This is a genomic window from Streptomyces sp. DT224 (assembly GCF_049844595.1).
In the GTDB taxonomy this organism is placed as follows: Bacteria; Actinomycetota; Actinomycetes; order Streptomycetales; family Streptomycetaceae; genus Streptomyces.
On record NZ_JBNCLI010000005.1, the window covers coordinates 122,112 to 148,625 of the forward strand.

The window sequence follows — 26,514 nt, forward strand, 5'->3', positions numbered from 1 at the left end:
CTGGCCACAGTCCAGCGCTTCTGTGTCAGCTCAGCGCAGAACTGCCTGCTATGTTGCTTCGTCCTCAAGCGGCCAGCCCCAGCAGATTCAACAGGTCCGCGGTCACCACGCGGTACGCCTTGCCCAGGCGCAGGACCTTGCACGGGTACTCGCCCCGCTTGGCCAGCTCGTAGCCCTTGCTCCGCCCGAGACCCAATGCACGGTTACCTGTGTCCAGGTCAACGGCAACTGGAAGGGCTAGCAGTTCCTCACGGCTCATGCTCTTCGCCTGCTCTGCCATCGCCTCATCGCGCACGTAGCGCTCCTTTCGTCACAGCCCTCGGCGAACATGCCCAACACGTCCGGCTCCAGGCGGCTAGGAACCATCATGAGCGAGCTACTGTGTCTGCATGACACAACACGGTTTCGATGATGAAGAGGACGACGACTTCCCGGAGTGGGTGGACCGGATCAAGGCCAACGTGGCCGGCGAGGTCCGGCGACGGAGAAAGGAGATGGGATGGAGCGCACAGGACCTGGCGGACCAGTGCGAGCGGCTCGGGCACCCGATCCCACGCAACGTGATCGCCAACATGGAGTCCGGACGCCGGGCCAACCTGCCGCTGGTGGACGTCATCGTCCTGGCCGCCGCCCTGGAGACGTACCCGGTCTGCCTGATCTTCCCGGTCGGGTACGTCGATCAGACCCAGGAACTCCCCTTTCAGAGGCTCGTCCCCACCTGGGACGCCCTACGGCGCTTCACCGGCGAACAGGAGGTGCCCGAACGCGACGCGGGCATGGTCCCCGACTTCGAGCTTCACGCCAGACTCACGCGCACCGCGCTCGCCGCGCTCGAAGAGGAAGAACGGGCACGGTTCGCCGCCAAGACGGCCACCAGCCGCGCCCAGCAGGAAGAAGCCGAACGCAGGCGGACCGAATACGCCGACCAGGCCATCTCCGCCAAGTACAACCTCCGCCACCTCCGCCGGGACATCCGCGACGAGGGAGCCACCCCACCCGACCTGCCACCCGCACTGGGCGATGTCGACCCGCCCGAAACCGACCCCAACACCACCATGGAGGAAAGCCTTTGAAGGGCTCCACCTACCGCCGCTGCTCGTGCCGTGACCCGAAGTCCGGCAAGGAACTCGGCTCCGCCTGCCCGAAGCGCAACAGCAGGAATCACTGCACCTACTCCATACGCCAGGAGCTGCCGCCCCGCGAGGACGGCGGCCGGCGGTCCTTCGCGCGGGGCGGGTACGACAGTCTCAAGGCCGCCCAGGCCGATCTCGACCACGTGCGGGCTCTCCTGGGGCTCGCCGAGGTCGACGACCCCGAGGGCATACAGCTGGTCGCCGCGATGCTGGCCGAGGTCAGCGGCGAGAAGCTGCCCCTGCCCGACGTGGAGGAGACCCGGCGCCGGCTCAGGGCCGGCCAGGATCTCATCGGCAGCCTGACCGTGGCCGAGTGGCTGGACCGGTGGCTCGCCGGCAAGCGCATCCGGAAGTCGGGCATCAGCCGGTACGAAACCGACGTCCGCGTGCACCTCAAGCCGCACATCGGCCACCGACGTCTCGACCGGCTGCGCGTCAGCCACCTGAGCGACATGTTCACCGCGATCACCGACGCCAACGCCGAGATCCTGGAGCAGAACGCCCAGAGGCGTGCGGCGGTCGAGGAGTTGGCGACCGTCCCGTGTAAGGGTGTGGCGAACCGCGCCCGCCGCAAGGCCATGAAGGCCGCGATCGACGCGATGCCGCCCTTCCGCCGCGTCACCGGACCCGCCACGCGCCAGCACATCAAGGCGACGCTCCGCGCGTCCCTCAACGACGCGATCGGGCAGCAGATCATCACGTTCAACCCGGCGGCCCACGTCGAGATCGACCCGGTCCGCAAACCGAAGGCTCTCGTGTGGACGGACGAGCGGGTCGCCAAGTGGGAGCAGACCGGCGAGAAGCCGTCCCCCGTGATGGTCTGGACGCCGGAACAGACCGGGGCCTTCCTGGACTTCGTCGCCGAGGACCGGCTGTACGCGATGTGGCACCTGATCGCCTTCCGCGGCCTGCGACGAGGTGAGGCGTGCGGGCAGCCCTGGTCGGAGACCAACCTTGACCGGCACTCCCTCACGGTCACCGGCCAGCTTGTCCAGGACGGCTGGGAGGTCGAGGCATCCGAGCCGAAGACGGACAGCGGCTTCCGTGTCGTGGCCCTGGACGACGACACCGTCCACGTCCTGAAGCGGCACCGCGAACAGCAGGATGCCGACCGTGCGGAGTGGGGGTCGGCCTGGGTAAACACCGGGCTCGTCTTCACCCAGGAGGACGGCTCCTGGCTCCACCCTGGCAAGGTCACCGACCTCTTCGAGCGCCTTGTCGCCGCCTCCGACCTCCCGCCGATCCGGCTGCACGACCTCCGGCACGGCGCCGCCACACTCATGCTGGCGGCCGACATCGACATCAAGATCGTGTCGGACACGCTCGGGCACAGCGACACCCGGATCACGCGCGACATCTACCAGAGCGTGCTCCCCCACGTCGGCAAGAGCGCCGCCGAGGCCACCGCCAAGCTGGTCCCCCTCCAACGCAAGGCCGACCAGGAGGAGCAGGCCCGGAAGGCCGCCAAAGAGGCGAAGAAGGCCGAGAAGGCGAAGGTCAAGGGGAAGAAGAAGGGCAAGGCCAAGAAGGCCGCACGCAAGGGCTGACAGCCGCTCCGCTCACGCATCGCTCACGCAAGCACTCCCACGGCATCCCCGTCGTGCGGCTCGGCATGCCCCGAGCATGAAAAAACCCCAGGTCACGGCGAGTGAGTCCTGGGGTAATTCCGAGCCGCCTTCGGGATTCGAACCCGAGACCTACGCATTACGAGTGCGTTGCTCTGGCCAACTGAGCTAAGGCGGCGCGCCCTGTTCGCACCATGATGCGATCAGCAGCGACGCCAAGTCTACACAGTTTCCGGGGGTGCTCCGAACCACCCCGCGCCCGCCGCGAACCCGCAGGTCAGCGGCGGGCGGGGAGGTCAGGTGCACTTCTTGTCCGCGGCCGGCGGGGTACCCTCCAGGAGGTACGTGCTGATCGCCGTGTCGATGCAGTCGCTGCCCCGTCCGTACGCGGTGTGGCCGTCGCCCTCATAGGTGAGCAGGGTGCCCGAGGAAAGCTGGCCGGCCAGGGACTTGGCCCAGGCGTACGGGGTGGCCGGGTCGCGGGTGGTGCCGACGACGACGATCGGGGCGGCGCCCTCGGCCTCGATGCGGTGGGCGGTGCCGGTGGCGGGGACGGGCCAGTGGGTGCAGTTCAGGGCCGCCCAGGCGAAACCCCTGCCGAAGACCGGGGACGCCTTCTCGAAGGAGGGGAGGGCCTTCTCGACGGCCTCGGGGCCGGTGAACGCCGGCGGGAGGTCGAGGCAGTTCACCGCGGCGTTGGCGAACATCAGATTGGCGTACTTACCGCTCGGCTCCCGCTCGTAGTAGCCGTCGGCCAGGGCCAGCAGCCCTGAGCCGTCGCCCGACTCGGCACCGGTCAGCGCCTCGCGCAGCTGGGGCCAGGCCGACTCGTCGTACATGGCGGCGATGACGCCCGTCGTGGCGAGCGATTCGCCCAGCTCGCGCGACTCGCCCGTCGGGATCGGGTCCTCGTCCAGGTCGGCGAAGAGCTTCTTCAGACGGTCCGCCGCGTCGGAGGCGGACGTGCTCCCGAGCGGGCAGTCCGTCTGCTTCACGCAGTCCTTCGCGAACGACTGGAACGCCGTCTCGAACCCTGCCGTCTGCGCCCGGTTCATCTCCACCGACGACAGCGAAGGGTCCATCGCCCCGTCGAGGACCAGGCGGCCGGTGCGCCCGGGGAACAGTTCGGCATAGGTCGCGCCCAGGAACGTCCCGTACGACGCCCCCACGTAATTCAGGCGCTCGTCGCCGAGCAGGGCGCGCAGCATGTCCATGTCGCGTGCCGTCTCCACGGTCGAGACATGCGGCAGGACCTCAGCCGAGCGCTTCTCGCAGCCCGCGGCGAACTTCTCGAAGGCGTCACCCAGCTTCACGACCTCGGCGTCGTCGTCCGGGGTCTGGTCCACCTGCGTGTACGCGTCCATCTGCGGCCCGGTCAGGCACTCGACGGGCTCGCTGCGCGCCACCCCGCGCGGGTCGACGGCCACCATGTCGTAGCGGGCCCGCACCTGGGCGGGGTAGCCGATCCCCGCGTAACCCTGGAGGTAGCCGATGGCCGATCCGCCGGGGCCGCCCGGGTTCACCAGGAGGGAGCCGATCCGCTTGCCGGGGCCGGTCGCCTTCTTGCGCGAGACGGCCAGCTTGATCTCGCCGTCGTCCGGCTTCGCGTAGTCCAGCGGCGCCTTCATCGTCGCGCACTGGAAGCCGCTGACGCCGCAGTCCCGCCAGCTGAGGCGCTGCGCGTAGTACGGCTTCAGACCGGCCGGCACGGCCGAGGGCGACGCGGACGCGGCACCGGCGGAGGAGTCGGCTCCCGACGACGAGTCTCCGCCGCTGCACCCGGAGACGAGCAGGCCGGCAGTGCCGAGCGCGAGGGCAAGAGTGCGGAACGGGCGCCTGGTGTCCATGTCCGGAGCGTAGCCGCCCCGTCGCCGCACACCCGTTTCCCTCCTCTTTCGGGTGATGCAGCGCGCCTGTCGGCGCCCGGCGGCGCCGGACACCTCAGCCCGCGCGCAGGGCCATGGTCATCGCCTCCACCGCCAGCAACGGCGCCACATTGCGGTCCAGGGCGCGGCGGCAGGCCGACACCGCCTCGATCCGGCGCAGCGTGCGCTCCGGGGTGGACGCGCGCGCGACGCGGTCCAGGGCGTCCTCGGCGTCGGCGTTGGCTATAGCGATCCGCGAGCCGAACTGCAGGGCGAGCACATCGCGGTAGAAGCCGGTCAGCTCGGTGAGCGCCAGATCGAGGCTGTCGCGCTGGGTGCGGGTCTTGCGGCGCTTCTGCCTGTCCTCCAGGTCCTTCATCACTCCGGCCGTTCCGCGGGGCATGCGGCCCCCGGCGGCGGCACCGAGCGCCGCCTTCATGTCCTCCGTCTCCTTCGCGTCCACCTCCTCGGACGCCTGCTTCGCGTCCTCGGTCGCGGTGTCGATCAGCTCCTGCGCCGCCTTGAGGCATCCCCCGATGTCCTCGACGCGCAGCGGCAGCTTCAGCACCGCGGCCCGGCGCGCCCGGGCCCGCTCGTCCGTGGCGAGGCGGCGCGCCCTGCCGATGTGCCCCTGGGTGGCGCGGGCCGCCGCGGCGGCCCGCTCCGGGTCGATGCCGTCCCGGCGGACCAGGACGTCGGCGACCGCGTCGACCGGCGGCGTACGCAGGGTGAGGTGCCGACACCGCGAGCGGATCGTCGGCAGCACGTCCTCCAGCGAGGGCGCGCACAGCAGCCACACCGTGCGCGGGGCAGGCTCCTCGACCGCCTTCAGAAGGACGTTGCCGGCACCCTCGGTGAGGCGGTCGGCGTCCTCCATGACGATGACCTGCCAGCGCCCGACGGCCGGCGAGAGCTGGGCGCGGCGCACCAGCTCACGGGTCTCCTTCACACCGATGGAGAGCAGGTCGGTGCGGATCACGTCGACGTCCGCGTGCGTACCGATGAGGCTGGTGTGGCAGCCGTCGCAGAAGCCGCAGCCCGGCGCCCCGCCCAGCGCGCGGTCCGGGCTGGTGCACTGGAGCGCGGCGGCGAAGGCCCGAGCGGCGGTGGAGCGCCCGGAGCCCGGCGGTCCGGTGAACAGCCAGGCGTGCGTCATCTTCGAGCCGGGCGGCACCGGCTCGCCCGCCGCGTCGGAGGTGACCAGCACGTCGGCGTCCCGGGCGGCGGCGCTCAGCTGCTCCTGCACCCGGTCCTGGCCGACCAGGTCGTCCCACACGGACATGGGGCACCGCCTTTCCGCTTCGCTCGACGTGTGGCTCGCGTCGATCCGGTCTCCCATTGTGAGGGACGGGTCCGACAACGCGGACGCCGATGGCCCCGCACCCGTGGAGGCGCGAGGCCATCGGCGTACTTGCGTCGGCGCAGGACCGGTCAGCGGCGCGGCCGTCGTCCCCGGCCGCCCGTCGAATCCGGGCCCTCGTCGTCGTAACCGCCCAGCAGTTCGTCGGCCAGGCTGGGCAGGTCGTCCAGCGGGGTCTCCTCCGCCCAGTCGGGCCGGGGGCGCCGGGGCTGCTGCTGCGCGTGCGGGTCCGTGATCTGCGGCAGCTCACGGGTGCGCTCGTTGTCGCCCTCCGCCTGCCGCTCGTCCCGGAAGATGCCGCGCGGCACGCGGTCGGACGGGTCGGACTCCCGTACACCGCCACCGCGCCCGGGGTCCGGCACGGCGGGCAGCACGGTCGTCTCCTCGGAGTCGTCCGAGAACTTGGGGATCACGGTCGTCTCGTCCTGGTCGGACGGCCAGGGCCCGCCGCGCCCACGGCCGGAACCGGACGCCGGATCCGCGGGGGCGGGAACGGGCTGCGTGATCTCGTTCGGGTCGACGATCGGCGTGGGCACGGTCAGCTCGTTGTCGGGCCCGGAGGGTTCCTCACCGCTGCCGGAACCGCCGGCTTCCGAGGGCGCAGAGCTTCCGGAGTCCTGCCGCAGCCGGGACTCCTCCTCCCGGGCTGCCCGGGCACGGGCTTCCTGCCGCGCTGCCAGGGCACGGGCCTCCTCCTCGCGGGCGGCCCGCTCACGGGCACGCTCCTCGGCGGCAGCCGCTTCGGCTCGGGCCTTGGTCTCGGCCTCCGCCTCGGCCTGCCGGCGAGCGGCCTCGGCCCGGAGCAGGGCCTCCTCGGCCTTGCGCTGCTTCTCCAGCCGCGCGGCCTCGGCCTCCTTGCGGAGGCGGGACTCCTCCTCCGCCTGCCGGCGCAGTCGTGCCTGCTCCGCTTCGTACGCCGCTTCCTCGGCCTCGCGGCGGGCGCGCTCGGCCTCGGCGACGCGGCGGGCCTCCTCGGCACGCTGCCGCTCCTCCTCGGCCTTGCGCGCGGCCTCTTCCTCGGCGCGGCGCCTGGCTTCCTCCGCGCGCCGGCGGGCCTCCTCCGCCTGGCGCTCGGCCTCGCGGCGGCGCGCCTCCTCCTCCTCGCGGCGCTTGCGCTCCTCCTCCTCGGCGCGGAGCTTGGCGAGCTGCTCCTGCCGCTCGCGCTCCAGACGCTCCTCCTCGGCCTTGCGCGCGGCCTCTTCCTCGGCGCGGCGCCTGGCCTCTTCCTCGGCGGCCCTGCGGGCCTCCTCGCGGGCCTTGATCTCGGCCTCGGAGAGCGGCAGGACCTGGTCGAGGCGGTGGCGTACGACCGTGGTGATGGCCTCCGGTTCCTGCCCGGCGTCCACCACGAGGTAGCGCGTCGGGTCGGCGGCGGCCAGGGTCAGGAAGCCGGAACGCACCCGGGCGTGGAACTCGGGCGGCTCGGACTCCAGCCGGTCGGGTGCCTCGGTGAACCGTTCCCTCGCGGTCTCGGGCGCGACGTCCAGGAGCACGGTCAGGTGCGGTACGAGGCCACTCGTCGCCCAGCGCGAGATGCGGGCGATCTCGGTCGGGGCCAGATCGCGGCCCGCGCCCTGGTAGGCGACGGACGAGTCGATGTAGCGGTCGGAGATGACGACGGCGCCGCGCTCCAGGGCCGGGCGGACGACCGAGTCGACGTGCTCGGCGCGGTCGGCGGCGTACAGCAGGGCCTCGGCCCGGTTGGAGAGCCCGGCCGACGACACGTCGAGCAGGATGGACCGCAGCCGCTTGCCGACCGGGGTGGCACCCGGCTCACGGGTGACGACGACCTCGTGGCCCTTGGCCCGGATCCACTCGGCGAGCGCCTCGACCTGGGTGGACTTGCCGGCTCCGTCGCCGCCCTCCAGGGCGATGAAGAAACCGTTCGCGGCCGGCGCGACGGCCGGATCGCCGCCGCGCAGGGCCTCGCGCAGGTCGCGCCGCAGCGGTACGCCCGAACGGTCGTCCGTCTTCGCGAGGACGATGACCGCGACGGGCAGCAGCAGGGCGCCGACCAGCATCAGGGTGAACGCGGCGCCGCCGTGCGCGAAGACGAAGTCGCCGATGGTCAGCCGGTGGGTGCCGATGGCCGCGGCGACCAGGGGGCCGCCGACCGCGCCGAGGGCGATGAGGACCCGGACGACGGCCTGGAGGTGCTCGGTGGTCCTGGTCCGGCGGGCCTCCTCGGTCTCCTGGTCGACGAGGACATGGCCGGTGTTCGCGGCGACGCCCGCCGCGTATCCGGCGAGTACGGCGAGCAGGACGACGGTCGCGGTGTCCGGGACGAGGCCCATCGCCAGGAGGGCGATGCCCGTGACGGCGGTGGCGAACGAGAGCATCCGCCGCCGCGACAGCGTGGGCAGGACCTTCCCCGCCGTGCGGATGCCCACACCCGTGCCGCCGGTGAGGGCGAGGACGAGCAGGGCGAGGGTGACGGGCCCGCCGCCGAGGTCGCTGGCGTGCAGCACGGCGACGGCGGCCGCGGCCGCGATGGCACCGGCGACGGCCGCGCAGGTGGCGACGATCAGCGGGATGGAACCGGTGCGTCCCTTGTCGGGGCCGTTCCCCGCCGAAGGCCGCCGCAATCCTTCCAGGGGCGAGCGCGGGCGCGGCGTCTGCGTACCCGGCAGTTCCAGGAAGTACAGGGTGGAGACGGAGGCGGAGAACAGCCCGGCCGCGACGTACGAGCCGAGGGCCGCCTGGTGGAAGGAGAACCAGTCCAGGCCGGAGCCCAGCAGGCTGCCGATCACCGTGGCGACCAGCAGGACGGCCGCGGCCAGGGGAACGGCCGCGAAGTCCGTACGCAGGGACAGCCGGCGCAGTGCGTCGAGGTGGTCCGGCAGGGGGCGCACGGCGGCGCCCTCGATCGGCGGCGCGGGCAGCAGTGCGGGGGCCGCGCTCTCCTTGGCGACGGTCCAGAGCCGTTCGGCCGCCCCGGCCACGAAGACGGTGACGAGGATCATCGTGAGCGCGTTGGAGGGCGTCCAGTCGATCCACAGGGGCGCGACGACGAGCAGCAGGAGCCGCAGCCCGTCGGCCCCGATCATCAGCCACCGCCGGTCGACCGGCCCGCCCGGCGCCGTGAGCGACGTCAACGGCCCGAGAAGTACGGCTCCGAAGAGCAGGGTGGAAATGGTCCGGGCCCCGAACACGGCGGCGACGGCAAAGGCCGCCCCTCGGTATCCGGCCCCGAATGAGCCCTCGAGAACCGCCGCTTGCAGCGACAGCAGCACCAGCACGAGAAGGGCGAGTGCATCGCCGGTACTGCCGACGAGCTGGGCGCTCCACAACCGCTTCAGCGGAGGGACACGCAACAGGGCTCGTACGGCGCGCTCGCGTGAGTCTGCGGCAAGTGCGTCGGAGGTGGGGCTCACGACCGTAGGCTGCTCGGCTCGCGTCATCCGCCCAGCCTAACGGGACACCCGCATCGCCCGTGCCCCCCACCCGAACAAACACCCGCGAGCCCAGCCGGACGACCCAGCCCGGCCGCATCATCCAGCCCGCCAGCGTTTGAGGTGCGGGGCCCGGGGCAGAGCCCCGAAACCCACTTCGGCGCGCAGCTCAGCCCCTCCGGCGCTCAAGGAGCGGGCCCCGGTTTGGGGAAGGGGAGGGAAGGGCAACAGGCCCGCCGCAGGCGCTCCCCGCCCCAACCGCCTACTCCTCCGCAGCGGCCTTCTTGGCCACAGCCTTGGATGCCGTGGCCTTCTTGGCTGTGGCCTTCTTCGCCGTGGTCTTCTTGGCCGCAGCCTTCTTCGTCGTCGCAGCAGCCTTCTTCGCCGGCGCCTTCTTGGCCGCGGCCTTCTTCGCCGTCTTCTTCTTCGCCGGCCCCTTGGCCCGCTTCTCCGCCAGCAGCTCGTACCCTCGCTCCGGCGTGATGTCCTCGACACTGTCCCCGGTGCGCAGTGTCGCGTTCGTCTCCCCATCGGTGACGTAAGGACCGAACCGCCCGTCCTTCACGACGACCGGAGCCCCGCTCACCGGATCCGTACCCAGCTCCTTCAGCGGCGGCTTCGCCGCAGCGCGCCCCCGCTGCTTCGGCTGCGCGTAGATCGCGAGCGCCTCTTCGAGCGTGATGTCGAAGATCTGGTCCTCGGAGGTCAGCGACCGCGAGTCCGTGCCCTTCTTCAGGTACGGCCCGTAGCGCCCGTTCTGCGCGGTGATCTCGACGCCTTCGGCGTCCACGCCGACCACCCGCGGCAGCGACATCAGCTTGAGCGCGTCGGCCAGCGTCACCGTGTCGATCGACATCGACTTGAACAGCGAGGCCGTCCGCGGCTTCACCGCGTTCTTGCCGGTCTTCGGCGTGCCTTCGGGCAGCACCTCGGTGACGTACGGCCCGTAGCGGCCGTCCTTGGCGATGATCTGGTTCCCGCTGACCGGGTCCGTGCCGAGTTCGAAGTCACCGCTCGGCTTGGCCAGCAGCTCCTCCGCGTACTCGACGGACAGCTCGTCGGGTGCCAGGTCCTCGGGAACGTCCGCGCGCTGGTGGCCCTCGGAGTCCTTCTCACCGCGCTCGATGTACGGACCGTAACGGCCGACGCGAAGCTTGATGTCGTTGCCGACGGGGAAGGACGAGATCTCGCGCGCGTCGATGGCGCCGAGGTCGGTGACGAGCTCCTTGAGCCCGCCGAGGTGGTCGCCGTCACCGTTGCCCGCGTCGGAGGCCGCCCCCGCCCCGGCCGCCTCGTCGCCCTCCTGCGCACCGAAGTAGAACCTCTTCAGCCACGGCACGGACTGGGCCTCACCGCGTGCGATGCGGTCGAGGTCGTCCTCCATGCGGGCGGTGAAGTCGTAGTCCACGAGCCGGCCGAAGTGCTTCTCCAGCAGGTTGACCACGGCGAACGAGAGGAACGACGGCACCAGGGCGGTGCCCTTCTTGAACACGTAACCGCGGTCGAGGATCGTCCCGATGATCGAGGCGTACGTCGACGGTCGGCCGATCTCGCGCTCTTCGAGCTCCTTGACCAGCGACGCCTCGGTGTACCGGGCCGGCGGCTTCGTCGCGTGGCCGTCGACGGACAGCTCGTCGGCGGACAGCGCGTCGCCCTCGGTGACCTGCGGCAGCCGCCGCTCGCGGTCGTCCAGCTCGGCGTTCGGGTCGTCGGCGCCCTCGACGTACGCCTTCATGAAGCCGTGGAAGGTGATGGTCTTGCCGGACGCGGAGAACTCGGCGTCCCGCCCGTCGCTCGCCCGACCGCCGATCTTGACGGTGACCGAGTTACCGGTCGCGTCCTTCATCTGGGAGGCGACGGTCCGCTTCCAGATCAGCTCGTACAGCCGGAACTGGTCACCGGTGAGGCCGGTCTCGGCAGGGGTGCGGAAGCGGTCGCCGGAGGGGCGGATCGCCTCGTGCGCCTCCTGCGCGTTCTTGACCTTGCCCGCGTACGTACGCGGCTTCTCGGGCAGGTAATTCGCCCCGTACAGCTGCGTGACCTGCGCCCGGGCCGCGGAGACCGCGGTGTCCGAGAGGGTCGTGGAGTCGGTACGCATATAGGTGATGAAGCCGTTCTCATACAGCTTCTGGGCGACCTGCATGGTGGCCTTGGCCCCGAAGCCCAGCTTCCGGCTCGCCTCCTGCTGGAGGGTCGTCGTACGGAAGGGCGCGTACGGGGAGCGGCGGTACGGCTTCGACTCGACGGACCGCACGGCGAACGCGGAGTCCGCGAGCGCGGCGGCCAGCGCCCGGGCGTTCGCCTCGTCCAGGTGCAGCGTCTGGCCGGAGGCGGACTTCAGCTGCCCGTCGGGGCCGAAGTCGCGGCCCTGGGCGATGCGGCGCCCGTCGACCGCGCTGAGCCGGGCGGTGAACGTGGACGGGTCGGAGGCGTCGCCGCCCCGCCCGGTGGCGAAGGTTCCGGTCAGGTCCCAGTACTCGGCGGAGCGGAAGGCGATGCGCTCGCGCTCCCGCTCGACGACGAGCCGGGTGGCGACGGACTGGACGCGGCCCGCCGAGAGCTTCGGCATGACCTTCTTCCACAGGACCGGCGAGACCTCGTAGCCGTAGAGGCGGTCGAGGATGCGGCGGGTCTCCTGGGCGTCGACCATGCGCTGGTTCAGCTCGCGCGGGTTGGCGACGGCGGCGCGGATCGCGTCCTTGGTGATCTCGTGGAAGACCATCCGGTGGACCGGGACCTTGGGCCGCAGGACTTCCTGGAGGTGCCACGCGATGGCTTCGCCCTCGCGGTCCTCATCGGTGGCGAGGAAGAGTTCGTCGGACTCGGCCAGCAGCTGCTTCAGCTTCCTGACCTGGGCCTTCTTGTCGGCGTTGACGACGTAGATCGGCTCGAAGTCGTTCTCGACGTCGACGCCGAGGCGACGCACCTCGCCGGTGTACTCGTCGGGAACCTCGGCGGCGCCGTTCGGGAGGTCGCGGATGTGCCCGACGCTCGCCTCGACGACGTATCCGGGGCCGAGATAGCCCTTGATCGTCTTCGCCTTGGCAGGCGACTCGACGATGACGAGTCGGCGGCCGCCCTGTGCGGTCTCGCTGGTCGGGGACAACTTCGCTCTTCTCTCCGGTCGACGCTCGGTGGGCATCCGGGGCAGCGCGAGGGCGCTGCCGACAGTGCTGTCGCTGCGGAGTGTGACGGTACAACCCGCCCCCGTGTCAAACGGCAAAAGCCCGCAACGGCCACTCGAACGGTAACCCGACTTCCGGCATTCCTGCCGCCCGGCCCGCTCGGTCCGCCGCGCGCACGGCCACGGCCTGCGGGTTTCGGCGCGGTCCGGACCGCCCTGCGGGCGTGGGGCGCGAGGGCCGGCCCGCCCGGGCGTGTTCCCGACCTCACCGCCCGGCACCCGGGCAGGGCCGGTCTCGTACGCATGGCGCGTGGACGCCCTCACACGCGACCGAAGCACCACACCCCGAGGACGAGGAAAAGTACGCCGAACACAGTGGCGAGTGCGGTGGAGACCAGAGGGCGCACCCCGTACACCACCGGCGCGCGGTTCAGCACGCGCGCCCCCGTCCACAGCAGCAGCGCCGCGCCGAACAGTGCGAACGTCGCCCCGGCGAGGACAGCGGGTCCGCTCTCCATTCCGTACGCCTCCCTCTTCCCCTGCCGCATCTCGGATACGCGGGGAGGCTCCCACCACGGAACGTCGCGGGTGCCAACACGGGGTGAACAGCAGGCTCCGTCACATCACGTCGAGCGTCGCGCGCCGCCTGCTCCCCCGTTCGAACAGAGCGAGCAGCACGACGGCGAGCAGGGCGTACCCGGCGCCCGTCAGCAGTTCCGCGGCGATCCCCCGGCCGTCGAGTCCGGCACCGGCGGACAACTGTCGCGCCGCGTCGGCGGCGTGTGTCAGCGGCAGTACGTCCCCGACGGCCCGCATCCAGGCCGGCAGGGTCTCCCGCGGCACGTTCGCACCGGTCAGCAGCAGGAGCACCGAAGCGGCCACGTTCGATACGAGGAAGACGTCCCGGAACCGCAGTCCGAGCGCCCCCAGCGCCAGGCCGAACGCGGAGCATCCGGCAGCGGCGGCGAGCAGGACCGCGCCGAGCCCGGGAAGAGCCTCAAGCGGAATGCGCAGACCGAGCAGGAGGCAGGCGGAGGAGAGCGTGAAGACGCTGATGACGAGACCGTTCAGCACATAGGGGAGGGCCCGGCCGAACCAGAGCGGAGCGCGGTGGCGGGGGCTGAGCAGGACCGCGCCGAGCGTCCCGTAACGCCGTTCGTTGGCAACGGCCATCGTGCCCCCGTACACACAGGCTGTGGACGACGAGATCACGGCGTTGCCGAGTAGGTAGAAGCGGTCGTCGGCGACGCCCAGCTGCCGTCCCAGGAAGACGAAGAAGAGGAGTTGCAGCAGCGGGCCGACCAGCAGGGTGCCGATGAACATGGGCGGTGTCGTCCAGTTGAAGAGCGCCCGGTACGAGAGGGCGCCTCCGATCACCACGAGCCGTGCCGCGGAAACGATCCGGCGGTGGAAGCCGGGGGCGGAACCGGAATCCGCGTGCGGGGTACAGGTGGGCATGCGGGCAACTCCAGGGGTGGGGCGGAAGAGAATGCGGGGCGCGGGTCTCCGGAGCGCGCCGGCGCGCCGGGTCAGGCAAGGGCGAGGGTCGCGGCGGCCCGCGCACGCTGTTCGACGCGTCCCAGCACGAGGACGGCGAGCAGCGCGTAGAACGCCCCGAGGCCGAGGGCGGCGCCCATGGGGACCAGCACCTCGCCCGCGCCCCCTCCGCCGGAGGTCGCCGCGTGCACCGCACGGGAGCCCCAGGTGGTGGGCAGCGCCCAGGAGACCGGGCGCGTCCAGTCCGGCAGCACGGTGATGGGCACGAGCATCCCGGACAGCAGCCACACGGGGGCGTCCAGTGGGTTGGCCAGCGCGTTCGCGTTGCGCAGCAGGACGAAGGTGGCGGCGAGCAGCAGCCCCATCATCCCGAGCGAGAGCACACAGACCGGGACGGCCGCCAGGAAGAGCACCGGATGCGCGAAGTCCAGCGGCACGCCGAAGAGCACCGCGCCCCAGAGCACTGTCGCGCCCATGGCGTACGTGCCGATGACGGCGGTGGCCAGCGTGATGGGCAGCAGGACGAGGGAGAGCGGCGTGGGTGAGGCGACGAGCGTCTCCAGGGTGCCCAGCCAGCGCTGGTTCTGCACGGCTCCGCCGGATCCGAAGAGGACCGAGGACCAGATGCCCATCAGCCCGGCCCCGACGGCCGCGGTCAGCAGCCGGTCGGGGTCGTCGGCGGCGCGGAAGAGGTAGACGGAGAGCGTCGCGTAGACCAGGGGCACGAGGACCGCGAAGGTGATCTCCAGCGGCGAACGGCTCATGTACGACACGTGTGTCCGCACGCCGACGACGGTCAGGCGCAGGGCCCGGGCGGGCGTCATGCGGCGACCTCGCCGTCCAGGTGACGGTCCGTCCCGGGGCCGGGTACCTGCGGTGCGGGCTCCGCGCGGGACGGCTCGTCCGCCTCCTCCACGATCGCGATGTAGGCGTCCTCCAGCGTGGGTTCCCGGGTGACGACCCGTCCGACGCGGACCCCGTCGAGCGCTGCCAGGACCTGCCCGTGCAGGTCGGCGCCGTACTCCGTCTGCACGATGACGGCCTGTCGGCTGCCGCGGTCCTCGGCCGCCACACCGTGCACACCGGTCACCGCGCGGATGCGTTCGAGGTGGTCCTCGTCCGCCCCGTACGCCTCGATCTCCAGGATGCCGCGTTCCTGGACACGTGCCTTCAGCCGGTCCGGGGTGCCGAGCGCCCTGATCGTGCCGCCCGCGATGACGGCGATCCGGTCGCACAGCTCGTCGGCCTCCGCCATGTAATGCGTCGTCAGCAGCACCGTGGTGCCACCGGTGCGGAGGTCGGCGACGGTGCGGCGGAGGTCGCGCGCCGCCACCGGGTCCACGCCGACGGACGGTTCGTCCAGGAACAGGACATCAGGGCTGTGCAGCAGGCCGCGCGCAATGTGCAGTCGCTGCCGCATGCCCCGCGAGTACCCCTCGACGCGCTCCTTCTCCCGCCCGGCGAGACCGACCAGGTCGAGCAGTCCGGCGATCCGCCTCTTCTGGTCCCGGGGCTCGACTCCGTACAGCTCGGCGAAGTAGCGCAGGTTGTCGAGGGCGGAGAGCCGGTCGTACAGGCCCCGGTCACCGCCGAAGACGTAACCGATCCGGCGGCGTACGGCGACCGGGTCGGACGCCACGTCGTGCCCCAGCACCCGGGCGGTGCCGGACGTGGGCAGCAGGAGGGTGTTGAGCATCTTGATGGTGGTGGTCTTGCCGGCGCCGTTCGGCCCCAGGAGCCCGAAAAGCTCGCCGCGCGCCACCTCGAAGGTGATACCCCGCACGGCCTCGGTCTCGGTGCGGCGCGGACGCAGGAAGCCGGTCCGGCTGGTGTAGGTACGGCGCAGGTTCTTCGCCTCGATCGCAAGCATGGCCCGGACGCTAGGTCCGCCGTTGCCGCGCTGCCATCGATTCGGAACCGTCCGAATCGTGCGCCCTTCCTCTTACGAGACCGCGCGCAGAACGTCCTCCCCGGAAAGCAGCGCGAGGAGGGCGCGGCCGGTGTCGGTGAGCTGGTAGTAGACGCTGCGGCCTATTCGGTGCCGGGTGACGACATCGGCTTCGGCGAGGGCCGACAGATGCTCGGAGACCGTGCTCGGCGCGAGCCCGAGCCGGTCGGCTATCCCGGCGGTGGTGAGGGGTCCGCCGAGCTGGCGCAGGACGGAGGCCCGGCCCCGGCCCAGCAGCAGGCCGAGCCGGTCGCCGCTGTCGGCGTGCTCCGCCGGCCGCTCGCGCAGGGCGCCCGCGCCGCGCGCCTGGAAGGACACCGTCAGGACCTCGGGGTCGTCGGTGGAGTAGAGCCGGCAGCCCTCCGCGAAGACGAGGGGCACGAGCAGGAGCCGCCGCTCGCCGGCCCGGTACTCCGCGTCGATGTGCTTCGTCAGCTCCAGGACCGGCGACTGCCACTTGGCCCGGCTCTCCAGGCCGGTGAAGAGCGCGTCGATGCCTTCGGTGGCGAAGGTCCGCGCCCTGATCAGCACTTCGTCCTCGACCAGGCGGCGCATGACGGGCCAGCAGGCGGCCATCGCGCCCTCCCAGTAGGCCGCGTACGCATCGGCGAGCGCCGCGCACGCGCCTTCGGGATCGGCGAGATACGGGCGTACGTACGGATGGTCCTCCAGCCCCGCGTAGTGCTCGGCGATCCCCGCGCGTACGACATCGGCCGGGGTGATCCGGACGGCGTCGAGCTCCTTCTCGATGGCGGTGGCCCCGACCGGCCGGGGCAGCATGAAGTCCGGGAACTGGTGCGGGCCGTCGATCAGCAGCCGGAGCGCATGCGTCCGGTCGTCCTCGCGCAGCACCTCGCGGGCCCGCACCACCCATTCCTCGTACGGGCGGGAGGGGTGACGATGCGGCATCGCGAGGTGGAGGCTGCAGAAGGCGTCCCACAGCGGGCTGATCGCGATGCGGGTCGCGCCGAGCGATGCCTCGTCCAGCTCGATCCGGATCATCCGGTCACCGCCCGCGCGCGTACGACATCGGCCGGGGTGATCCGGACGGCGTCGAGCTCCTTCTCGATGGCGGTGGCCCCGACCGGCCGGGGCAGCATGAAGTCCGGGAACTGGTGCGGGCCGTCGATCAGCAGCCGGAGCGCATGCGTCCGGTCGTCCTCGCGCAGCACCTCGCGGGCCCGCACCACCCATTCCTCGTACGGGCGGGAGGGGTGACGATGCGGCATCGCGAGGTGGAGGCTGCAGAAGGCGTCCCACAGCGGGCTGATCGCGATGCGGGTCGCGCCGAGCGATGCCTCGTCCAGCTCGATCCGGATCATCCGGTCACCGCCCGCCCGGGGGCAGCGGCTCCAGGAAGCCCTCCTCGACCAGCAGCCGGATGGCCTGCGGGGTGCGGTCCCGGAGCAGCACCGGGTCCTCGTTCATCAGCTGGGCGATGGCGTCGAGGATCCGCCCGGCAGGGAGCGAGCCGTCGCAGACACCGGCGAACCCGGCCCCGACCGCGTCGACCTTGGTGGCCCTGCGCATGCCGCGGTTCTGACGGAGCACCACATGCTCCGGGTCCTCCGCCCCGGGGAGCCCCACCTGCTCCTGCACCACCTCGGCGGCCAGGGTGAAGTGGGCGGCGAGGAGCGCGGCGTCGTCCTGCTCGCGCAGATAGTCCAGGCGGGCGAAGTGCGCCTCGACCGCGGGGCCGAGCGGCTGCTCCACCGCGTGCGGCCACTCCTCGATCACGAGGGAGGGATTCCCGGCGGCGGCCGGTGCGGACTTCCTCAGCGTGATCCAGCCGAAGCCGACGCCCTGCGTCCGCCGCGCCTCGAACTCGTCCAGCCAGGCGTCGTACCGCGCCTCGTACTCTGCCGGGTCCGTGCGGTGGTCGCCGCTGTCGCGGAGCCACAGCTCGGCGTACTGCGTGACGTCCTGCACCTCGCGCTGCACGATCCAGGCGTCGCACCCCTCCGGGACCCAGGTGCGCAGCCGCTCCTGCCACTCCTCGCCCTCGATGTGCTCCCAGTTGGCCAGGAAGTGCGCGAAACCACCCTCGTTGAGCCGGTCACCGGTCTGCCGCACCAGGGTCCGGCACAGGTCGTCACCAGCCATTCCGCCGTCACGGTACGTGAGCCGGGCGCCCGGCGAGATGACGAACGGCGGGTTGGAGACGATCAGGTCGAAGGTCTCGGCGCCGACCGGCTCGTACAGCGAGCCCTCGCGCAGATCGGCCGGGGCGGCGCCGGACAGGGCGAGGGTGAGGCGGGTGAACGCGAGGGCGCGCGGATTGAGGTCGGTCGCCGTGACCCTGGTGGCGTGCTGCGCGGCGTGCAGGGCCTGGATGCCGGAGCCCGTACCGACGTCGAGGGCGGAGCCGACGGCCTTGCGGACGGTGATCCCGGCCAGAGTGGTGGAGGCCCCGCCGATGCCGAGGACGACGCCCTCCTCGCGTGAGCCGATCCCACCGGCGCCCCCCACCGCGCAGCCCAGGTCGGAGACGATGAACCAGTCCTCGCCGTCCGGGCCGCCGTACGGCCGCACATCGACGGTCGCCCGCACCTCGCCGGCCGTCTCGGCCAGCCAGCCGTCCGCCACGCACTCCTTCAGCGGGAGCACCGCCGCCGCTCGCCCGACGGGCACGGGCCGCTGGAGGAGGAAGAGGCGCACCAGCGTGTCGAGCGGCGTGTCGCCGCGCGTGGCCCGCATGGCCGGGACGGTCTCGCTGCGCGCCAGCGCGGCATAGGCGGACGCGCCGAGCAGGTCGAGGAGCCCGTCGGCCGTGAACGCGGCCGCGAGCAGGGCCTCGCGAAGCCGGTGCGCGTGGTCCGCCGAGGGAAGGTCTGCTGCCGAAAGGCTGGTCTTACTCACGTGCTCCATTGTGACGGCTCCCACTGACAAAGGCAGCGACCCGGCCACCGCACCGGGCGTTCCCGGGAGGGCCGGGCCGCTCACCCGGATGCCGTCCGATCCCCGCGGGCGGTAGCACGGGCCGCCCGGTTACGCCTTTTTGCCGGCGGACGCGGAGGGAGACGCTTCCTTCGACGGCTCGGTCGAAGGCTTTGCGGAGGGCTCGGAATCGTCCGGCGAGCCGGCCGAGGGAGACGCCGAGGCGGTCGGCTTCTGACAGCCCTCCTGCTTGGCCATCGCCGTGCCGACCTCGCCGGACTGGAGCTTCTGCAGCGCCTGGTCACCGCTGGTGCTGATCTTGTTCAGCTCCTCCGCGATGCCCTTGAGTCCGTCGGCGAACTTGCCCTGGTCCTTCGTCTCCAGGTCGTCGACCTTCTCCTTGAGCTTCGCATAGGCCGCGGAGGAGGCGTTGAGCTCCTTCACGGCCTCCTTCTGCGTGGTCTCGCCGTCGTCCACCGGCGGCGGCCCAGCCGAATCGACGGCCGATCCGAGTGCCTTGTACGCCTGCGAGATCTGCTGGAAGGCCGCAGAGTCGGTCTGCTGGACGTCGGCGGGCTTGCTGTTGTCGGAGGTCTGCTGCTGGATGGACGCATTGGCGTTCGCGATCTTCTGCAGCTGGGGCTGAACCTGGTCGCAGACCTTCTTCGCCCAGTCGTTCACCTTGTCGTCGCTGTCGTCGCTGCAGCCCGACAGTGCCAGTACGAGTACCGCACCGCCGGACAGCGCGGCTGCAAGCTTCTTGTTCACCGGTTTGGTCCCTTCCAAGGCTCTCGGCCCCGGAACTTACACGCCGAACGCCCTCCATCCGGGGGCCAGGCGTCCGTTAGGCAGGCTTTTGCAGCCATTTGCACCAAGGGAAATGAGGGATACGCAACTCACCCGGACAGCCCTCACCAAGCCGAACGCGCGAACGAATCTTCACCCTCGCGGTAAGGCAGGCCAAGCGGGCACGGCATCAGACGGCTGCGGTGGCAGAGGAACTGATTGCGCGTCGCCCATGACGCGCACGGGCACACTCAGGGAAGGACGGCGACCGGCGTCTTCGGCCAGCTCATCCGGATCACCCCGCCATCCGCACCGGACCGGACCTCCACGTCGTCAACGAGACCGCTGATGACCGCGAGGCCCATCTCGTCCTCGTCGTCCGCCTCGGACTCGGGCTCGTCAAGCCCTCTGCCGGAGGTGGCGGCGCGTCGCCCGGAGACACCGCCGGGAACGGAGCCGTCAGCGCCGGGGCCCGGCACCTCGTCCCCGACCTCAATGGCGAACGTCTTCTCCTCCTCGATCAGGCGGACCATGACGGGAGCCGTGATGCCGTGGCTACGGTGCAGGCCGACGGCACGACTGCACGCCTCGCCCACGGCGAGGCGGACCTCGTCGAGCACGGCCTCGTCGACTCCGGCCCTGCGCGCCACGGCCGCCGCCACGAGACGGGCGGTCCTGACGTGTTCGGGCTGGGCGCTGAAGCGGAGTTCAACGGTGGCCATGCGATCCCCCTCGAACGTACGTATGTGCATGCCCGGGCCAGGCCGCGGCCCGAAGCCCCGGCTCCCTCTGCGGGCGTCGGCTCCCGGTACCGGAGCGGGCTCCCGGACGGCTGACAAATAAACCGGCCACGGGCCGCCGACCGGGTGATCCCGGCAGCCGGGGCACACCGCACCGCTCACGGCGGTACAGAGCCGTCGCCCCGGCAGACTCCCTCCGGAGCCGCCGCGGGCCGCCCGCCGCCGGACCGGCACGAACCGGCCCGGCACCGGACCGAGTGTCAGTCGGTGGCCGCGACGGCCTCGTCGACCGTGGTGTGGATCGGGAACACCTTGGTCAGACCGGTGATCCGGAAAATCTTGAGAATGCGCTCCTGGTTGCACACCAGGCGCAGCGAGCCCTCATGGGCCCGCACCCGCTTCAGGCCGCCCACGAGCACGCCGAGGCCGGTGGAGTCGAGGAAGTCGACGCCTTCCATGTCGACAACCAGGTGGTAGCTGCCGTCATTCACCAACTCGACCAACTGCTCGCGCAGCTTGGGCGCGGTATACACATCAATCTCGCCACCGACCTCGACGACCGTACGGTCGCCACCAGGGCCGGACACATTGCGAGTCGACAAGGACAGGTCCACGGATCCTCCAGCACCTTGCTATCGAGCGGTCGCCCCTCGGTCTCCCCGACGGAGCCGGGGGACGGATCGCCAGCCGCGATGGCATTCAATCACTTACCGGCAGCCATGCACGACGCCTTCGGACCATTGTCCGCCTCGCCAGTGACACACTCGGTGCCGATGGCCAAGAATCAACGCCCCAGTCGACCCCCGGGGAGTGGGAGCTCCCGCCCCTCTCCCGACATGGTCCTCGACCGGCTCGCCGCAGGGGCGGGCCGGTCCGCGCGCATCACTCATACGGAGCACTTGCCCCCGCGCGCGGGAACCCATGCAGTCTGGCCCGACCGCATCCGTCCGGAAGTGATCGCCGCCATCCAGAAGGCCGGCATCGAGCACCCCTGGGCCCATCAGGCAGCCGCCGCGGAGCACGCGCTGGACGGCACGTCCGTCGTGATCGCCACCGGAACCGCGTCCGGCAAGTCCCTGGCCTACCTCGCCCCGGTCCTCAGTGCCCTCCTGGACGGCTCAGAGGCCCCGAACGGGCGCGGCGCCACCGCGCTCTACCTCTCCCCCACCAAGGCGCTGGCGGCCGACCAGCGGCGATCGGTCAAGACGCTCGCGGCCCCGCTGGGCAACAGCGTCCGGCCCGCCGTCTTCGACGGCGACACGCCAGTCGAGGAGCGCGAGTGGGTGCGCCAGTACGCCAACTACGTCCTCACCAACCCCGACATGCTTCACCGGGGCATCCTCCCGTCGCACCCCCGCTGGTCCTCCTTCCTGCGGTCCCTGCGCTACGTCGTCGTCGACGAGTGCCACACCTACCGGGGCGTCTTCGGCTCCCACGTCGCCCAGGTGGTGCGCCGGCTCCGCCGCCTCTGCGCCCGCTACGGCTCCGACCCCGTCTTCCTCCTCGCGTCCGCCACCTCCGCCGAGCCCGCCGTCGCGGCCGGCCGCCTCACCGGCCTCCCCGTCACGGAGGTGGCCGACGACGCCTCCCCGCGCGGCGAACTCGTCTTCGCCCTGTGGGAGCCCCCGCTGACCGAGCTGCACGGCGAGAAGGGCGCCCCCGTACGCCGGACCGCCACGGCCGAGACCGCCGACCTGCTGACCGACCTCACCCTCCAGGGCGTCCGTTCGGTCGCCTTCGTACGCTCCCGGCGCGGCGCCGAGCTGATCTCCGTCATCGCCAAGGAACGCCTCGCCGAGGTCGACCGCACCCTGCCGTCCCGGGTCGCCGCCTACCGCGGTGGGTACCTTCCCGAGGAACGCCGCGCCCTGGAACGCGCCCTGCACTCCGGCAGCCTTCTGGGCCTCGCCGCCACCACCGCCCTCGAACTGGGCATCGACGTGTCCGGGCTGGACGCCGTCGTCATATCCGGCTACCCAGGGACGAGGGCATCCCTCTGGCAGCAGGCGGGTCGGGCCGGGCGGGCGGGCCAGGGCGCCCTCGCCATCCTGGTGGCCCGTGACGATCCGCTGGACACCTTCCTCGTCCACCACCCCGAGGCTCTGTTCGAGCAGCCCGTGGAGTCGACCGTCCTGGACCCCGACAACCCGTACGTCCTCGCCCCCCATCTCTGCGCAGCGGCCGCGGAGCTGCCGCTCACCGACAACGACCTCCAGCTCTTCGGCCCGGCCGCACCCGGGCTCCTGCCCCAGCTGGAAACCGCCAGGCTGCTCCGCAAACGTCCGTCCGGCTGGCACTGGACCCGGCGCGAGCGCGCCGCCGACCTCACCGACATCCGGGGAGAGGGCGGTCGCCCCGTCCAGATCGTCGAGGAGGGCACCGGCCGGCTGCTGGGCACCGTGGACGAGCCCGCCGCCCACAGCGCCGTCCACGAGGGAGCCGTCCACCTCCACCAGGGCCGCTCCTACCTGGTCCGGAAGCTCGACCTGGAAGACTCCGTGGCCCTGGTCGAACAGGCCGACCCGCCGTACTCGACCACCGCCCGCGACACCACCTCCATCGCCGTCCTGGACACCGACACCGAGATCCCCTGGGGGGACGGCCGCCTCTGCTACGGGTCCGTCGAGGTCACCAACCAGGTCGTCTCCTTCCTCCGCCGCAGGCTGATCACCGGCGAGGTGCTCGGCGAGACCAAGCTGGACCTGCCGCCCCGCACCCTGCGCACCCGTGCCGTCTGGTGGACGGTGACCGAGGACCAGCTCGACGCCGCCCGGATCAACCCCGAGGTCCTCGGCGGCGCGCTCCACGCCGCCGAGCACGCCTCGATCGGTATGCTGCCGCTCTTCGCCACCTGCGACCGCTGGGACATCGGCGGGGTGTCCGTCCCACTGCACCCCGACACCCTGCTGCCGACGGTCTTCGTGTACGACGGCCACCCGGGGGGCGCCGGATTCGCCGAGCGCGCCTTCCACACCGCCCGCGAGTGGCTGTCGGCCACGCGCCTGGCCATCGCGTCCTGCGAGTGCGATGCGGGCTGCCCGTCCTGCATCCAGTCCCCCAAGTGCGGCAACGGCAACGAGCCCCTGCACAAACGAGGCGCCGTCCGGCTCCTCACGGAACTCCTCCGGTCCGCGCCGGGCGGGACGGCCGAGGACGACGGCCCCGCCCGGCGAGCGGGGGCCTGAGCGCCACGCCGGGACGCTTTGGCGAAGGATCGGGCCCTACGCCGGAGGACCCGGACCCCCCGGTTGCGTCCGGTCCGGACCTCCCGGTTGCGTCCGGTCCGGGCCGCCCGGTTGCGTCCGGTCCGGGCCGCCCGGCTGATCCCGGCATGCCCGGTGCGGAGGTACGCGTCTGCCTGAGGAAGCCCCTCCGGCGGCCCCGCCCGGGACCTGACCTCGGGCGCATACGGCCCGAAACGCGCCCGGGCCGTCACATCGGCGACCTCCCCCAGGACCGCGCACCGCACCACCTCCGCCCCCTGGGCTCTGGCCACCTCCTCGGCCGACGCGCAGGCCGACTCCACGCCTTCCAGCGCCCGGTCCGCCGCCGCCAGCGCCGCCAGATCGGCCGCACCCCCGGCCCGGTGCCGAGCCGCCACCACCTGTCCGAGCGCCAGAACCACCGCGAACACGGTGCACAGCGTCACGGTGGTCACCGCCGCCCACACGGTCACCAACCCCTGATCCCGCACCGGCGCCCGAGGCCGGCCCCGCCATCGGACCGGGGTTCCGATCCACCGACGCCGACCCCATCCCCTCACCGGTCACCCCGGGCCACCGCCGGGTTGGGCCCGCCCGCGGCGGTAGCGGCGGCAGGGACCGGCGCGTCCTCGGCCGCGGCCGCCGCCTCCGCCCTCAGCGCCACGGCGAGGCGCCCGGGCCCAGGAGTCGGGGCGGTCACCGTCACCCGCCACAGCGCTCCCGCCCGCTCCACCTCGACCGAAGCCCCCCTCGGTGCCGCGGAAAGAGCGGCCTCCCGCACCTGGGGCGCCGACTCCGAACGGGCTGCGGCACGGGCGCCGGCCCGGGCCGCGTCCACACAACGAATCTGGGCCGACGCAGCCATCAGCGCCCAGAGCAGGGCCAGGGCGAACACCACCAGCACCGGAATCACCATGGCGGCTTCCGCCGTCACCGCTCCCCGATCGCCGAACCTCCTGCCGCCCGGCACGACGCCCCGGCACCGTCCGTTCCCCCCTCGGCTCGGCCGGCCCCCGGGCCAGCTCCCCGCCGCCCTCGCACCAGCCTCAGAACTTCGCATCGAGCGCGCCCTTCAGCAGCGACTGCAGCTGGGACATCACCGCCGCACTGGTGACGACCTTGTAGAGCACAGCGGCAAACGCACAGGCCGCGATTGTGCCCACCGCGTACTCGGACGTCGTCATTCCGCTGTCTGCCCGGGACCGTGCGAGACGGACCACGGACCGCGCCCAATTCTTGATCTTGCACATCACTTCAAACCCCCGACACATCGATTGCGTATGCGACTGAACTGGTCCAACGTCTTCGCCTTCCGGACTACGCCGGCTGAAGCAGGCCACCGGCCAGCCCGATGACCACGGGCGCCACCCCCACCGCCAGGAACGCGGGGAGGAAGCAGAGCCCCACGGGCGCGGTGACCATCACGGCGGCCCGCTGCGCCCGCGCCAAGGCCGCCCTCGCCCGCTCGGCCCGAAGTGCCTCGGCGATCCGGGCCACCGGATCCGCCGCCGGGGCACCGGTCGAGCCCGCCCGGTCCAGGCAGCCGGCCAGGGCGGCGGCTCCCGGTATCTCGCCGAACCTCCCCCAGGCGACAGCAGCGTCTCCCCCAAGCCGGATCTCCGCCGCAGTCCGGGCGAGCTGATCGCCCACCGGACCGCCCAGGGACTCCCCCACCGCCTCGGCCGCCTCCACCGGACCGGCGCCGGCGGAGAGGCAGGCCGCCAGCAGGTCCGCCGCCATGGGCAATTGTCGTGCCGCCTCCGTCGTTCGGGCTTTTGCCTCGGCGGCAATTCGTGAGGCGGGTCCGAGCCGCTCTCGCTGCCATCGCCGGGCGCCGTAGGCCGATGCCACGCCGGTCGCCCATCCCGCCGGGCCGCCCACGAGGAACCACCCCGCCAGCACAACCGCCGACAGCACCATCCACTGCTTGACCGGGGTGGCGGACAAGGTCCGGCCCGCCGGGGGGCCGGACGGCCGGAAGGGGCCCGTCCAGGCACCAGGAACCGCCCGCCCCACCGCCAGGAGGCGCTCGCCCCGACGCCGTACCCGCCGGCAGGCCTGCCGGCGCGCCAACGGCAGAACCACTCGGGCGTACATGCCCACCGCCACCCCCACGGCTCCCACCGCTTGGACGCCCCCGTGGGCCGATGCGCTCATCCCGCTTCCCCCGCCCGGACGATCCGGGCAGCCCAGAGGAGACCGCACACCTCCAGCAGGCCGCCGGTCACCAGGCAGACGAGGCCGGCGGTACTGTGCAACAACACCCTCAAGGGGTCCGAGCCCAGCGCAGCACCGAGCCCCAGACCGAGCACGGGGAGCAGGGCGAGCACCCCGACCGTCGACCACGCCCCCGCCAGCTGCGCTCGCAGCTCATCCCGCTGACGACGTTCGGCACGCAGGGCGCTTTCCAGCCGGCTCAGGCCCGCCGCGAGCCCGGCACCGCTGCCCACCGCCACCCGCCAGCAGGCGGCCACTCCGGCCAGCCCGTCCAGCCCCGGTTCCCCCGCTGCCTGGACGAGTGCTCGTGGCACGTCACCCCCGAACCGCGCGGCGGCCGAGACCCGTAGTCCGGTTTCGCCCATGCCGTCCGTGCCGCGCACCGCGACGAGCAGCGCCTCCCCCGGCTCGCGACCGGCCCTCAGCTCGCCTACCAGCGCACCGCACAGGTCCACCACTCCGTTCGCCCGGGCCTCCCGTTCCTTGCGCGACCGCCTCTTCAGCAACCATCTCCGTGCCAGGGGAACGGCTGCGGCCCCCGCGAGCAGCGGCAGTACGGACTGTCCGAGCACCGCCGGCACCGAAGCCACCGGGAGACACAGCCACTCCCACCGTCCTCTCAGCCGCTCCTCGATCCGGCTGCGTACCCTCCACCACCTCTCCCCGCCTGGTGACCCCTCGCCCCCGTCGGTCAACAGCGCCCGCGCCCTGCGCAGCGGCCGACCACGGCCCCCCACCGCCAGCCACACGGCCATCGCCGCACACAGCGCTACGGCGTGCACCACGTCCGGTACCCCGGCCCGCGCC

At 72.1% G+C, this 26,514-nt stretch carries 22 protein-coding genes, 1 tRNA gene and 1 pseudogene; 3 read left to right on the plus strand and 21 right to left on the minus strand.

Going from position 1 to position 26,514, the window contains the following annotated elements; genetic code table 11:
* Window positions 1–64: 64 nt before the first annotated feature.
* On the minus strand, window positions 65–280 hold the full coding sequence (locus ACLQ2N_RS13695; protein ID WP_362250743.1) for a hypothetical protein: 216 nt from the start codon (window positions 278–280) through the stop codon (window positions 65–67).
* A gap of 109 nt (window positions 281–389) precedes the next feature.
* On the opposite strand from ACLQ2N_RS13695, the gene ACLQ2N_RS13700 reads away from it, so the two are divergent.
* Together ACLQ2N_RS13700 and ACLQ2N_RS13705 are read left to right on the plus strand one after the other, a co-directional pair.
* Window positions 390–1,073, plus strand: a complete 684-nt coding sequence (locus ACLQ2N_RS13700) for a helix-turn-helix domain-containing protein (protein ID WP_362250645.1) — start codon at window positions 390–392, stop codon at window positions 1,071–1,073.
* The gene (locus tag ACLQ2N_RS13705; RefSeq protein ID WP_425812558.1) at window positions 1,070–2,680 is read left to right on the plus strand and encodes a tyrosine-type recombinase/integrase; all 1,611 of its coding nucleotides are present in this window, start codon (window positions 1,070–1,072) and stop codon (window positions 2,678–2,680) included. The genes ACLQ2N_RS13700 and ACLQ2N_RS13705 overlap by 4 nt, the downstream gene beginning before the upstream one ends.
* A gap of 122 nt (window positions 2,681–2,802) precedes the next feature.
* Here the strand turns inward: ACLQ2N_RS13705 and ACLQ2N_RS13710 are convergent.
* The 15 genes from ACLQ2N_RS13710 to ACLQ2N_RS13780 form a co-directional block, all read right to left on the minus strand.
* Window positions 2,803–2,876, minus strand: a tRNA-Thr gene (locus ACLQ2N_RS13710).
* A gap of 118 nt (window positions 2,877–2,994) precedes the next feature.
* On the minus strand, window positions 2,995–4,545 hold the full coding sequence (locus ACLQ2N_RS13715; RefSeq protein WP_425812560.1) for an alpha/beta hydrolase: 1,551 nt from the start codon (window positions 4,543–4,545) through the stop codon (window positions 2,995–2,997).
* A 94-nt stretch (window positions 4,546–4,639) separates the two neighbouring features.
* Window positions 4,640–5,845, minus strand: coding sequence for a DNA polymerase III subunit delta' (locus tag ACLQ2N_RS13720; RefSeq protein ID WP_425812562.1), 1,206 nt, complete (start codon window positions 5,843–5,845; stop codon window positions 4,640–4,642).
* Window positions 5,846–5,994: 149 nt separating this feature from the next.
* Window positions 5,995–9,324, minus strand: a complete 3,330-nt coding sequence (gene tmk, locus ACLQ2N_RS13725) for a dTMP kinase (RefSeq protein ID WP_425812564.1) — start codon at window positions 9,322–9,324, stop codon at window positions 5,995–5,997.
* A gap of 253 nt (window positions 9,325–9,577) precedes the next feature.
* Window positions 9,578–12,421: a type I DNA topoisomerase gene (gene topA / locus ACLQ2N_RS13730; RefSeq protein WP_425812566.1), complete on the minus strand. Its 2,844-nt coding sequence runs from the start codon at window positions 12,419–12,421 to the stop codon at window positions 9,578–9,580.
* A 338-nt stretch (window positions 12,422–12,759) separates the two neighbouring features.
* Window positions 12,760–12,957, minus strand: a complete 198-nt coding sequence (locus ACLQ2N_RS13735) for a hypothetical protein (protein WP_425812568.1) — start codon at window positions 12,955–12,957, stop codon at window positions 12,760–12,762.
* 100 nt (window positions 12,958–13,057) lie between these two features.
* The gene (locus tag ACLQ2N_RS13740; protein WP_425812570.1) at window positions 13,058–13,897 is read right to left on the minus strand and encodes an ABC transporter permease; all 840 of its coding nucleotides are present in this window, start codon (window positions 13,895–13,897) and stop codon (window positions 13,058–13,060) included.
* A 71-nt stretch (window positions 13,898–13,968) separates the two neighbouring features.
* Entirely contained in the window at window positions 13,969–14,760 is a 792-nt protein-coding gene (locus ACLQ2N_RS13745; RefSeq protein WP_425812572.1) for an ABC transporter permease, read from the minus strand.
* Window positions 14,757–15,806 carry an ATP-binding cassette domain-containing protein gene (locus tag ACLQ2N_RS13750; protein WP_425812574.1) on the minus strand — a complete coding sequence of 350 codons (1,050 nt, stop codon included), beginning with the start codon at window positions 15,804–15,806 and terminating at the stop codon, window positions 14,757–14,759. Before ACLQ2N_RS13750 ends, ACLQ2N_RS13745 begins: the two co-directional genes overlap by 4 nt.
* 72 nt (window positions 15,807–15,878) lie before the next feature.
* Window positions 15,879–16,886, minus strand: a complete 1,008-nt coding sequence (locus tag ACLQ2N_RS13755; RefSeq protein ID WP_425812576.1) for a helix-turn-helix domain-containing protein — start codon at window positions 16,884–16,886, stop codon at window positions 15,879–15,881.
* Window positions 16,883–17,206 (minus strand): hypothetical protein, encoded by a 324-nt coding sequence (locus ACLQ2N_RS13760; protein WP_425812578.1) that lies wholly within the window; start codon window positions 17,204–17,206, stop codon window positions 16,883–16,885. Before ACLQ2N_RS13760 ends, ACLQ2N_RS13755 begins: the two co-directional genes overlap by 4 nt.
* A gap of 4 nt (window positions 17,207–17,210) precedes the next feature.
* Window positions 17,211–18,752: a DUF7059 domain-containing protein gene (locus tag ACLQ2N_RS13765; protein WP_425812580.1), complete on the minus strand. Its 1,542-nt coding sequence runs from the start codon at window positions 18,750–18,752 to the stop codon at window positions 17,211–17,213.
* Window positions 18,753–18,872: 120 nt separating this feature from the next.
* Window positions 18,873–19,529, minus strand: coding sequence for a small secreted protein (locus ACLQ2N_RS13770; protein ID WP_425812582.1), 657 nt, complete (start codon window positions 19,527–19,529; stop codon window positions 18,873–18,875).
* Between the two features lie 269 nt (window positions 19,530–19,798).
* On the minus strand, window positions 19,799–20,269 hold the full coding sequence (locus tag ACLQ2N_RS13775) for an ATP-binding protein (RefSeq protein ID WP_425812584.1): 471 nt from the start codon (window positions 20,267–20,269) through the stop codon (window positions 19,799–19,801).
* A 278-nt stretch (window positions 20,270–20,547) separates the two neighbouring features.
* Window positions 20,548–20,901: an STAS domain-containing protein gene (locus ACLQ2N_RS13780; RefSeq protein WP_003967428.1), complete on the minus strand. Its 354-nt coding sequence runs from the start codon at window positions 20,899–20,901 to the stop codon at window positions 20,548–20,550.
* A gap of 78 nt (window positions 20,902–20,979) precedes the next feature.
* Here ACLQ2N_RS13780 and ACLQ2N_RS13785 point away from each other — a divergent pair, with 78 nt between their 5' ends.
* Window positions 20,980–23,472 carry a DEAD/DEAH box helicase gene (locus tag ACLQ2N_RS13785; protein ID WP_425812592.1) on the plus strand — a complete coding sequence of 831 codons (2,493 nt, stop codon included), beginning with the start codon at window positions 20,980–20,982 and terminating at the stop codon, window positions 23,470–23,472.
* Between the two features lie 251 nt (window positions 23,473–23,723).
* Here the strand turns inward: ACLQ2N_RS13785 and ACLQ2N_RS13790 are convergent.
* The 5 genes and pseudogenes from ACLQ2N_RS13790 to ACLQ2N_RS13810 all read right to left on the minus strand — a co-directional run.
* Window positions 23,724–24,050: pseudogene (locus ACLQ2N_RS13790) on the minus strand (Rv3654c family TadE-like protein); the annotation flags it as partial.
* Window positions 24,047–24,406, minus strand: coding sequence for a TadE family type IV pilus minor pilin (locus ACLQ2N_RS13795; RefSeq protein ID WP_425812594.1), 360 nt, complete (start codon window positions 24,404–24,406; stop codon window positions 24,047–24,049). The pseudogene ACLQ2N_RS13790 and the gene ACLQ2N_RS13795, both read right to left, overlap by 4 nt.
* A gap of 130 nt (window positions 24,407–24,536) precedes the next feature.
* Window positions 24,537–24,740, minus strand: a complete 204-nt coding sequence (locus ACLQ2N_RS13800) for a DUF4244 domain-containing protein (RefSeq protein ID WP_425812596.1) — start codon at window positions 24,738–24,740, stop codon at window positions 24,537–24,539.
* Between the two features lie 67 nt (window positions 24,741–24,807).
* Window positions 24,808–25,647: a type II secretion system F family protein gene (locus ACLQ2N_RS13805; protein ID WP_425812598.1), complete on the minus strand. Its 840-nt coding sequence runs from the start codon at window positions 25,645–25,647 to the stop codon at window positions 24,808–24,810.
* Window positions 25,644–26,462, minus strand: coding sequence for a type II secretion system F family protein (locus ACLQ2N_RS13810; RefSeq protein WP_425813209.1), 819 nt, complete (start codon window positions 26,460–26,462; stop codon window positions 25,644–25,646). The genes ACLQ2N_RS13805 and ACLQ2N_RS13810 overlap by 4 nt, the downstream gene beginning before the upstream one ends.
* Window positions 26,463–26,514: the final 52 nt, after the last annotated feature.